Here is a 9923-nt window from a genome sequence, read left to right on the forward strand (position 1 = left end):
CCGGCCCGGGGCCGCGCCGCCGGCGCGCGGCCTTGCGACGGTGAACGGTCACCGTCGTCCGCGCGTGGCGGGCATCAGGCCAGACCGAGCAGACGCACCGCGTTGTCTTTCAGGATCAGCGGCTTGACCTCCGGCTTGAAGCCGGCCTCGTCGAAGTCCTGCATCCAGCGTTCGGGCGTGATCAGCGGGAAGTCGCTGCCGAACAGCATGCGGTCGCGCAGCAGCGTGTTGGCGTACTGCACCAGCTGCGGCGGGAAGTACTTCGGGCTCCAGCCCGACAGGTCGATCCACACGTTGGGCTTGTGCAGCGCCAGGCTCAGCGCCTCGTCCTGCCAGGGCCACGATGGGTGTGCGACGACGATCTGCATGTCGGGGAAGTCGATCGCGACGTCTTCGAGCAGCATCGGGTTGCTGTTCTGCAGCCGCAGGCCCCCCCCGCAGCGCATGCCCGAGCCGATGCCGCTGTGGCCGCTGTGGAAGATCGCCGGCAGCCGGTGCTCGGCGATCACCTCGTACAGCGGCCAGGCCATGCGGTCGTAGGGCAGGAAGCCCTGCACGGTGGGGTGGAACTTGAAACCCTTCACGCCGTGCTCGGCGATCAGCCGGCGCGCCTCGCGCGCGCCCATCCTGCCCTTGTGCGGATCGATGCTGGCGAACGCGATCATCATGTCGGCGTTCTTCCGTGCCGCCTCGGCGACCTCCTCGTTCGGGATGCGCCGCCGACCCAGTTGCGCCTCGCTGTCGACCGTGAACATCACCAGGCCGATCTTGCGTTCGCGGTAGTAGGCCACCGTCTCGTCGATCGTCGGGCGACGGTTCGAGCGGAAGTACTTGTCGGCGGCGCGGTCGTACTCCTCGCCGTAACTGTCGAACGGGTTCCAGCACGACACCTCGGCGTGCGTGTGCACGTCGATGGCGACGAGGTCGGCGTGTTGCATGCGTTGCGCTCCGTCAATCTGGCGGTGGATGATGAAGTTTAACGACGATAACTAACGTGTGCCACCACCGCGGTGTTCCCCGCGCCTCCGGGTCGTAGCTGGTGGATTCTTTGCGTCCGGCGTACGGGTTAACCCGATACTCGAGGGTCTCCATTTATTTTCAAATCTTAAATAAATGGAGAACCTCACATGACCCTCGACTTCATCCCCGCCGGCGGCACGCTGGCCACGCTGGACCTGTTGCGCGTCGAGCTGTCGGGGCCCGTCGCCCACCTGCGGCTGGCGCGGCCGGGCAAGCGCAACGCGCTCAACGACAAGCTGGTGCGCCAACTGCACACGGCGTTCGTGCACTGGCCCGCCGAGGTGCGTGTGGTCGTGATCAGCGGCGAGGGCGCGCACTTCTGCGCCGGGCTGGACCTGTCGGAACTGGCCGAACGCAGCACCTTCGAGGGCGTGGCGCACTCGCGCATGTGGCACGCGGCGATGGACGCGATCCAGTTCGGCCCGGTGCCGGTGGTCGCGGTGCTGCACGGCGCGGTGGTCGGCGGCGGGCTCGAGCTGGCCAGCGCCTGCCACCTGCGCGTCGCCGAGGCGAGCACCTTCTACGGCCTGCCCGAAGGCCAGCGAGGGCTGTTCGTCGGCGGCGGCGGGTCGGCGCGCGTGCCGCGGCTGCTCGGCGTCGCGCGCATGACCGACATGATGCTCACCGGGCGCGTGTTCGACGCCGACGAGGGTCAGGCGCTCGGGCTGTCGAACTACCGCGTCGGCGACGGCGAAGGGCTGGCGCGGGCGTTCGCGCTGGCGCGCAAGATCGCGTCGAACTCGCCGCTGTCGAACTTCGCGGTGACGCAGGCGCTGCCGCGCATCGCCGACCTGGCGCAGTCCGACGGCCTGTTCGTCGAGTCGCTGATGGCGGCCATCGCGCAGGGCGACGAGGGGGCCAAGCGGCGCATGCGCGACTTCCTCGAAGGCCGCGCCGGCAAGGTGGGCAAGCCGTGAGCGCGCCGCGCTACCGTGGCGCACGCGTCGGCGGCTGCCTGTCGGCCGCGGTCGAGCCCGGCGCCGACGGCGTCGTGCGGCTGCGCTCGACCGAGCCGCTGCAGCCGTACCCGGCGCGCCTCACCGACCGACTCGAGCACTGGGCACGCGAGGCGCCCGAGCGCACGTTCGCCGCGCGGCGCGACCGTGGCGGCGACTGGGTGCACATCGGCTACGCACAGATGCTCGAGCGCGCTCGCGCCGTCGGCCAGGCGCTGGCCACGCGCGCGCTGTCGGCCGAACGCCCGGTGGCGATCCTGTCGGACAACGACCTCGAACACCTGACGCTGTACCTCGGCGCGATGTGGGTCGGCGTGCCGGTCGTGCCGGTGTCGCCGGCGTACTCGCTGGTGTCGCAGGACTTCGGCAAGCTGCGCCACGTGCTGGCCACCACCACGCCGGGGCTGGTGTTCGCCGCCGACGCGCGCTACGCGAAGGCGATCGCCGCCACGGTGGGCGGCGACGTCGAGGTCGTGCTCGCCGAGGGCACGCTCGACGACCGGCCGACCACGCCGCTTGCGTCGCTGCTGGCCACGGCGCCCGGCGCCGAGGCCGACGCGGCGCACCTGCGGGTCGGTCCCGACACCGTGGTCAAGTTCCTCTTCACCTCGGGGTCGACGAAGCAGCCCAAGGCGGTGGTCAACACGCAGCGCATGCTGTGCGCGAACCTGCAGATGATCCGCCAGGCCTTTGCCTTCCTCGCCGACGAGCCGCCGGTGCTGGTCGACTGGCTGCCGTGGAACCACACCTTCGGCGGCAACCACAACATCGGCATCGCGCTGTACAACGGCGGCACGCTGTACGTCGACGACGGCAAGCCCACCGCGGCCGGCATCGGCGAGACGCTGCGCAACCTGCGCGAGATCGCGCCGACGATCTACTTCAACGTGCCCAAGGGCTTCGAGGAGATCGCCGCGGCGATGGACGCCGACGCGGCGCTGCGCGAGCGGCTGTTCAGCCGCGTGCAGGCCTTCATGTTCGCCGGCGCGGGGCTCAGCCAGGTGGTGTGGGACCGGCTCGACGAACACGCCGAGCGCACCGTCGGCGAGCGCATCCCGATCTTCAGCGGACTGGGCATGACCGAGACGGCGCCGAGCTGCACCTTCGCGCTGGGCCACACGGTGCGCTCGGGTCACATCGGGCTGCCTTGCCCGGGCGTCGAGGTCAAGCTGGTGCCGATGGGCGCCGAGGCCGACGGCAAGGTCGAGATCCGCTTCCGCGGGCCCAACGTGATGCCCGGCTACTGGCGCGCTGCCGCCGAGACCGCCGCCGCGTTCGACGAAGAGGGCTTCTACCGCACCGGCGACGCGGTGCAGTGGGTCGACCCCGCCGATGCGCAGAAGGGCTTGCGCTTCGACGGCCGCGTCGCCGAGGACTTCAAGCTGTCCACGGGCACTTTCGTCAGCGTCGGCCCGCTGCGCGCGCGCATCGTCGCGCTCGGTGCGCCTTGCGTGCAGGACGCGGTGATCACCGGCCTGAACCGCGACGATGTCGGCATGCTGGTGTTCCCGCGCCTCGACGAGTGCCGCAGGCTCGCCGGGCTCGGCGCCGGCGCGCCGGCGCCCGAGGTGCTGCACCACCCGGCGGTGCGCCGGTTCTTCCAGCGCCTGCTCGACCGTCTGTGGCACGAGGGCACCGGCAGCGCGACGCGCGTGGCGCGCGCCCACGTGCTCGCCGAGCCGCCGTCGATCGACAAGGGCGAAGTCACCGACAAGGGCTCGATCAACCAGCGCGCCGTGCTGCAGCACCGTGCGGCGCTGGTCGACGCGCTGCACGACGGCGGCGACCCCTACCGTCTGCTGCCCGGCGGCGATGGCGTCGCGTCGCACGCCTGAGGCCGTCGATGGGGACCGTCGGCGACGCACCCGCGGCCACGGCGTCGGCCGCCGGCGGCGCACCGGTGAGCGTGTCGGCGCCCGCCGCTGCGCGGGCCGGTGCCCTCGACGAGTCGGTGCTGGCGCACCTGGTCGGCTACCACCTGGCGAAGGCCGACGCGCCTGCGCGGCGCACCTTCGAACGCCACCTGGGCGCGCCGCTGCGGCTGCAGCCGGTCGATTTTTCGCTGCTGGTGCTGCTGCTGGCCAACGGCAGCGCGACGCCGAAGCAGCTGTCGCAGGCGCTCGACGTGGCGCCGCCGAAGGTCACGCTGCTCGTCGACCGGCTCGCCGAACGCGCGCTGCTGCGGCGCCAGCGCAGCGCGGTCGACGGCCGTGCGCTCGACGTGCTGCTCACCGACGCCGGTCGCGACCTGGCCACGCAGGCGTTGCGCATCTCGCGCACGATGGAATCGACGCTGCTGCAATCGCTGTCGCCGGCCGAACGCGCGATGCTCGTGGAGCTGCTGGCCAAGCTGGCGCGTGCGCCGGCGTAGCGTCGCGCCGGCGTGGGTTCAGCGTGCGGGCGCCGCGGCGCGCCGCAATGGCCAGCGTGCGATCAGCGTCACCACCAGCAGCGCGAAAGCCAGCCGCGCCCACAGGATGCCCGACAGGTCGGCACCCAGCAGCAGCACCAGCAGCGTGTCCTCGATCACGCTGTGGCCCAGCCCGAGCAAGGTCATCACCAGGAACACGTCGCGCCGCGTCAGCCGGCCCGAGCGCGCCTCGCGGATCAGCAGCCCGCCGCCGAAGCTGATGCCCAGCGTGATGCCGATCACCGTGGCGTTGGCCGCCTCCCGGCGGATGCCGATCAGCCGCAACACGGGCGCCAGCAGCGCGTGCATCAGCCGCTCGACGCCCAGCGCGCGCAGCAGCCGCAGCAGTGTCATCAGCGCGACGATGACGACGAAGATCGTGCCCAGCAACTGCAGCTGGTCCAGCGCCCAGGTGGCCAGCGACCCGTCGGGCGGCGCCGGCTGCCAGCGCAGCACCGCCGGCTGTTGCAGCACCCCGAGACCGGTGTACAGCAGGTTGAGCAGCGCGCCCAGGACCAGCGCGCCGCCCACGCGCACCAGCAGCGTCGCGTGCCAGCGCACGCCGGTGGCGCGCGCGATCGCGCCCTCGACCGGCAGCGCGTGAGACACCAGCATCATCGATGCGAGCACCGTGACCTGCGCGACGGTCAGCGCCTCCTGCGCGGCGAACGAGGCGTAGACCGCGATCGCCGTGTACAGGTTGGTCAGCATCACCGTCGCCCAGACGATGCCCATCGCGTCGGGCAGGCCGACGAGCTGCATCGACGGCGACAGCAGCCAGGCGAGGCCGCCCGTGACACCCGCCAGCTCCAGCGCCTTGACCACCAGCAGCGCCGGCACCATCACCTTCAGCAGCGTCCAGTACACCGACAGCGATTCGGCGCCCAGCTCGCGCGCCTGCGCCGCCAGCGTCTGCGTCAAGTTCCTCGGCAAGCTCGATTCCTTCGTCGTGGCCAAAACCGCCCATCCTAGCGAAGCGGCCGCCGCGGCAGGCACGAAGCACCGACGCCCCCTGTCGGCGATCCCCCTTCCAGCAGCCACCGCGGCGCCGGGTCTGCCGGTCCGACCGCGAGGCCCCGCCGCTCCGCGGGCCGGGCCGTACGCGCTTGGGGCAGCGGCTACGCCGACTTGACCAGCAGCGTGAAGTGCTCGACCTGCGGCGGCGCGGCGAAGTACGGCCCGACGACCTCGCGCCACTGCGTGAACAGCGGCCCGCCGCGAAAGTGCACGGTGTGGTCCTCGAGCGTGTCCCAGAAGATCATCAGCAGGTAGCGCTCGGGGTTCTCGAGGCCGTGGTTGACCTTGTAGCCGCGAAACCCGCGCGCGCGGCTGACCACCTCGTCGAGGCCGCGCCGGATCGCGGCGTCGAATTCGGCCTGCCGGCCGGGCTGGATGCGGATGTCGGCGAGCTCGAGGATCATCGGAGCGGGGCGGATGCGGCGGAGCACGCAGTCTAAGCGGCGGCCGACGCGTCTCCACAGCCTAGGGGATGCGCCGTGCGGCGCGAACGACGATGCTGGCGACGGGTTCCGCTGCCGACCTGCCGCGCCGGCCGTCGCCGACGGCGTCGGGCGGGCGGCCACGGGCCGGCGGCGCCTCGCGCGACCGCACCGCTTCGAGACGACACGCGGCGACGGGGAGAACCTCATGTCCGCAACACCCCAAGGCCGGCCCGGTCTGGGCGCGCGCCGTCGCGCCGCGTGGTCCGTCGCGGTCGCGCTGGCCGTCGCGCTCGGCGCGGTGCAGGCGCAGCCGACGCCCGACGACCTCAGGAAGGTGCCGGTCGACGACCTGAAGCGCAGCTACCTCGCGTGCCACGACGCGTCGACCCGGCGCGTGCTCGCCATGGGCGAGGTCATGCACTGCTCGGTGGTCTACGAGGCGCTCAAGCAGCGCGCCTTCGGCGGCGACTTCGAGCGGCTGCTCGCCTGGGCGCGCGCGCAACCGCCGCGCACCGCCGCCGCGAGGGCCGGGCCGGCCGCCGCGACGTCGTGCCCCGACGACCTCTGACCGGCGGGCACCCGGGGGGCTACACGCCGAGGCGGTGCATCAGTTCGCCCTCGTCGAGCGCGTCGGACGCGCCGGCGAGCACGACCTGGCCCTTCTCGAGCACCACCGCGCGGTCGGTGTGCGCGAGCACGGTGCGCCAGCTGCGGTCGACGATCAGCGTCGCGATGCCGGTGGCTCGGATCTCGCCGATCACGCGCCAGATGTCGGCGACGATCAGCGGGGCCAGCCCCTCGGTGGCTTCGTCGAGGATCATCAGCTGCGGGTTGGTCATCAGCGCGCGGCCGATCGCCAGCATCTGCTGCTCGCCGCCCGACAACTGCTGGCCGCCGTGGTTGAGCCGCTCGCCCAGGCGCGGGAAGGTGTCCATGACGCGCTCGAAGGTCCAGTCGCGGCGCCCGTCGGGGCCGGCACGTGCGGTCATCACCAGGTTCTCGCGCACCGACAGGTTGGGGAAGATGCCGCGCCCCTCGGGCACGTAGCCGATGCCGCGGCGCGACATCTTCTCGGGGGGCTGGTTCGTCACCTCGGCGCCCTGCCACTGCACCCGGCCCTGGCGTGCGCGCACGTAGCCCATCAGGGTGCGGATCAGCGTGGTCTTGCCCATGCCGTTGCGCCCGAGCAGGCCCACCGCCTCGCCGCGTGCCAGCGTCAGGTCGACGCCGCGCAGGATGTGGCTGTCGCCGTAGTAGGCATGGATGCCGGCGGCTTGCAGCAGGACGCTCATGCGGTCGCCATACCGTCAAGCAACCGCCGCGGATCCGGCTTTGCCGGTCCGCTGGCGGTGCCCCCGTGGGGGAGGCGCCGAAGGCGCTTCGGCGGGGTCATTTCAATGGTCACCGAGATAGGCGATGCGCACCTGCTCGTCCTCGCGGATGCGCGCCGGCGTGTCGCTGGCGATGACCTCGCCGTTGACCATCACCGTGATGCGGTCGGCGACGCGGAACACCGCGTCCATGTCGTGCTCGACGAGCAGCACCGCGTGGCGCGCCTTCAGGCCTTCGAGCAGGCCGAGCATGCGGTCGGTCTCCTCGGCGCCCATGCCGGCCAGCGGCTCGTCGAGCAGCAGCACCTGCGGCTGCGTGGCCAGGCACATCGCGATCTCGAGCTGGCGCTTGCCGCCGTGGCTGAGGCTGCCGGCCGGGCGGTCGGCGAACTCGGCCAGCCCGGCGCTGCTCAGCGCGCCGTGCGCCACCGTGGTCGCGTGCGGGCAGCGTGCGGCCGACTCCCACAGTGCCCAGGCACGCTGGCGCGCGGCCTGCGCCGCGAGGCGGCAGTTCTCGAACACGCTGAACTCGGGGAAGATCGTCGTGCGCTGGTAGCTGCGCCCGATGCCGGCGCGCGCGCGCCGCGGCTGCGACCAGCGCGTGACGTCGTCGCCGCGCAGCACGATGCGGCCTTCGCTGGCGGGGATTTCGCCCGACAGCATGTTGATCAGCGTGCTCTTGCCGGCGCCGTTGGTGCCGATCACCGCGTGGATCTCGTCCAGCCGCCACTCGAGCGTGACGCCGTGCACCGCGGTCAGACCGCCGAAACGCCGCGTCAGGCGTTCGCAGGCGAGCACGACGTCGCTCATCGCGGCCTCCGGCGCAGCCGCTCGCCCAGCCCGATCAGCCCCTTGGGCAGGAAGGCGACGAACAGGATGATCGTCACGCCCAGCGTCAGCTGCCAGTGGTCGGCCAGCGCGCCGACCAGCGCGTGGCTGGAGAACAGTTCCTTGAGCAGCATGAACGCCGCCGCGCCGATCACCGCGCCGCGCAGGTGGCCGATGCCGCCGAGGATCACCATCAGCAGCACCGCGCCGCTCTCGTGCCAGCTCAGCAGTTCGGGGTTGACCGCCGCGTCCTTGGCGGCGACGAAGAAGCCCGCCAGCCCGGCCAGCGCACCGGCGAGCACGAACGCCGCGAGCTTGTAGCCGTAGGTCGCGAAGCCGGCGGCGCGCATGCGCTGCTCGTTGACGCGGATGCCCGCCAGCGCGCGGCCGAAGCGCGAGCGCAGCACCAGCGCGAGCAGCCCGTAGGTGGCCACCAGCGCGGCGAGCACCAGGTAGTAGACGTTGCGCTTGTCGTCGAGCTCGAGCACGCCGCCGGGCAGCGCCAGCTGCGGGCGCAGGTTCAGGAAGATGCCGTCGCTGCCGCCGCCGACCTTGGTGTCGTGGAACACGAAGTACGCCATCTGCGCGAACGCCAGCGTGACCATGATGAAGTACACGCCCTTGGTGCGCAGGCTCAGCGCGCCGACCACCAGCGCGTACGCCGCGGCCACCCCCATCGCCAGCGGCAGCAGCAGCCACACCGAGCCGGGGTCGTACTCGGGCGACGCCAGCACGGTGACGTAGGCGCCGATGCCGAAGAACGCCGCGTGCCCCAGGCTGACCAGCCCGGTCTGGCCCACCAGCAGCTCGAGGCTGAGCGCGAAGATCGCGAAGACCATGATCTTCACGACCAGGTCCTGCTGGTACGGGTCGACGACCAGCGGCAGCAGCGCCAGCACGAAGGCGCCGGCCACCGGCACCAGCCAGCCCCTGCGCGCGGCGGCCTCAGACACGGCGGCTGAGCAGCCCCTCGGGCCGCCAGATGAGGATGATGGCCATCAGCAGGTACACGCCGATGCCGCTGTACTCGGCGAAGAAGACCTTGCCGAAGGTGTCGACGAAGCCCACCAGCAGCGACGCGATCAGCGCGCCGGTGATCGAGCCGATGCCGCCGATGACGACGACGACGAAGCAGATGATCAACACCGACCCGCCCATGCCCGGGTAGACGCTGGACATCGGCGCGGCGATCATGCCCGCCAGCGCCGCCAGCGCGACGCCGGCGGCGAACACGATGCGGTACAGCGTCTTGATGTCGACGCCCAGCCCGCGCACCATGTCGCGGTTGCTCGCGCCGGCGCGGATCATCATGCCCAGCCGCGTGCGGTTGACCACCAGGTACATGCCCACCGCCAGCACGATGCACGCCGCCGACGCGAACAGCCGGTACACCGGGTAGGTCATCAGCCCGCCGAGCGGGATGCTGCCGGCGAGCCACGACGGCACCGGCACGCCGTGCACGTCGTTGCCCACCGTCAGCGACCGCACCTCCTCGAACACCAGGATCAGCGCGTACGTCATCAGCACCTGCTGCAGGTGCTCGCGCTCGTAGAGGAAGCTGAAGAACGCCCACTCGAGCACGAAGCCCAGCAGCGCGGCGAGCACGATGCCGACCGCCAGCATCGGCAGGAAGCTGTCGGCGAAGTGCGGCGCCAGCACGAACGCCATGTACGCGCCGATCATGTAGAAGCTGCCGTGCGCCAGGTTGATGACGCCCATGATGCCGAAGATCAGCGTCAGCCCCGACGCGAGCAGGAACAACAGCAGTCCGTACTGGACCGCGTTCAGGCACTGGACGAGGAAGGTGGCGAAGTCCACGGCGGCAAAAGAAAGGGCGGCGCGAGCCGCCCGCTATTGTGTGCGCGGCGCCGCAGTCACATCCGGCAGCCGCGCCCCGGGTCGGCGAGCGCCTTGACGGCCACGCCGGTGACCACGT

The 9923-nt window shown here is 71.7% G+C and carries 11 protein-coding genes; 4 read left to right on the top strand and 7 right to left on the bottom strand.

Translation table 11 applies throughout. The features are described 5' to 3' along the window. Window positions 1–74 precede the first annotated feature (74 nt). Entirely contained in the window at window positions 75–938 is an 864-nt protein-coding gene (locus tag PKC53_RS14960; protein WP_324429982.1) for an amidohydrolase family protein, read from the bottom strand. A 189-nt stretch (window positions 939–1127) separates the two neighbouring features. On the opposite strand from PKC53_RS14960, the gene PKC53_RS14965 reads away from it, so the two are divergent. From PKC53_RS14965 to PKC53_RS14975, 3 genes are read left to right on the top strand one after another with little or no spacing between them, the layout of a single operon-like run. Then, a complete protein-coding gene (locus tag PKC53_RS14965) occupies window positions 1128–1937 on the top strand; it encodes a crotonase/enoyl-CoA hydratase family protein (RefSeq protein ID WP_324429984.1) in 810 nt (269 codons plus the stop codon). Beyond that, the gene (locus PKC53_RS14970; protein ID WP_324429986.1) at window positions 1934–3811 is read left to right on the top strand and encodes a feruloyl-CoA synthase; all 1878 of its coding nucleotides are present in this window, start codon (window positions 1934–1936) and stop codon (window positions 3809–3811) included. Before PKC53_RS14965 ends, PKC53_RS14970 begins: the two co-directional genes overlap by 4 nt. Before the next feature lie 8 nt (window positions 3812–3819). Then, window positions 3820–4347, top strand: a complete 528-nt coding sequence (locus PKC53_RS14975) for a MarR family transcriptional regulator (protein ID WP_324429988.1) — start codon at window positions 3820–3822, stop codon at window positions 4345–4347. Between the two features lie 18 nt (window positions 4348–4365). Here the strand turns inward: PKC53_RS14975 and PKC53_RS14980 are convergent, their stop codons facing one another. After that, on the bottom strand, window positions 4366–5319 hold the full coding sequence (locus PKC53_RS14980) for a hypothetical protein (RefSeq protein ID WP_324429991.1): 954 nt from the start codon (window positions 5317–5319) through the stop codon (window positions 4366–4368). A 185-nt stretch (window positions 5320–5504) separates the two neighbouring features. After that, window positions 5505–5807 (bottom strand): antibiotic biosynthesis monooxygenase, encoded by a 303-nt coding sequence (locus PKC53_RS14985; protein ID WP_324429993.1) that lies wholly within the window; start codon window positions 5805–5807, stop codon window positions 5505–5507. Window positions 5808–6033: 226 nt separating this feature from the next. On the opposite strand from PKC53_RS14985, the gene PKC53_RS14990 reads away from it, so the two are divergent. Continuing rightward, window positions 6034–6396 (top strand): hypothetical protein, encoded by a 363-nt coding sequence (locus tag PKC53_RS14990; protein ID WP_324429995.1) that lies wholly within the window; start codon window positions 6034–6036, stop codon window positions 6394–6396. A 19-nt stretch (window positions 6397–6415) separates the two neighbouring features. Here PKC53_RS14990 and PKC53_RS14995 read toward each other — a convergent pair whose 3' ends face one another. The 4 genes from PKC53_RS14995 to PKC53_RS15010 all read right to left on the bottom strand — a co-directional run bounded on the left by PKC53_RS14995 (window position 6416) and on the right by PKC53_RS15010 (window position 9805). Further along, window positions 6416–7120 (bottom strand): ABC transporter ATP-binding protein, encoded by a 705-nt coding sequence (locus PKC53_RS14995; RefSeq protein ID WP_324429997.1) that lies wholly within the window; start codon window positions 7118–7120, stop codon window positions 6416–6418. Between the two features lie 102 nt (window positions 7121–7222). Further along, entirely contained in the window at window positions 7223–7969 is a 747-nt protein-coding gene (locus PKC53_RS15000) for an ABC transporter ATP-binding protein (protein ID WP_324429999.1), read from the bottom strand. Beyond that, the gene (locus tag PKC53_RS15005) at window positions 7966–8901 is read right to left on the bottom strand and encodes a branched-chain amino acid ABC transporter permease (RefSeq protein WP_324430005.1); all 936 of its coding nucleotides are present in this window, start codon (window positions 8899–8901) and stop codon (window positions 7966–7968) included. The genes PKC53_RS15000 and PKC53_RS15005 overlap by 4 nt, the downstream gene beginning before the upstream one ends. 31 nt (window positions 8902–8932) lie before the next feature. Continuing rightward, window positions 8933–9805: a branched-chain amino acid ABC transporter permease gene (locus PKC53_RS15010; RefSeq protein ID WP_324430001.1), complete on the bottom strand. Its 873-nt coding sequence runs from the start codon at window positions 9803–9805 to the stop codon at window positions 8933–8935. Between the last annotated feature and the right edge of the window lie 118 nt (window positions 9806–9923).

Source organism: Azohydromonas sp. (assembly GCF_035325925.1).
In the GTDB taxonomy this organism is placed as follows: domain Bacteria; phylum Pseudomonadota; class Gammaproteobacteria; order Burkholderiales; family Burkholderiaceae_C; genus Calidifontimicrobium.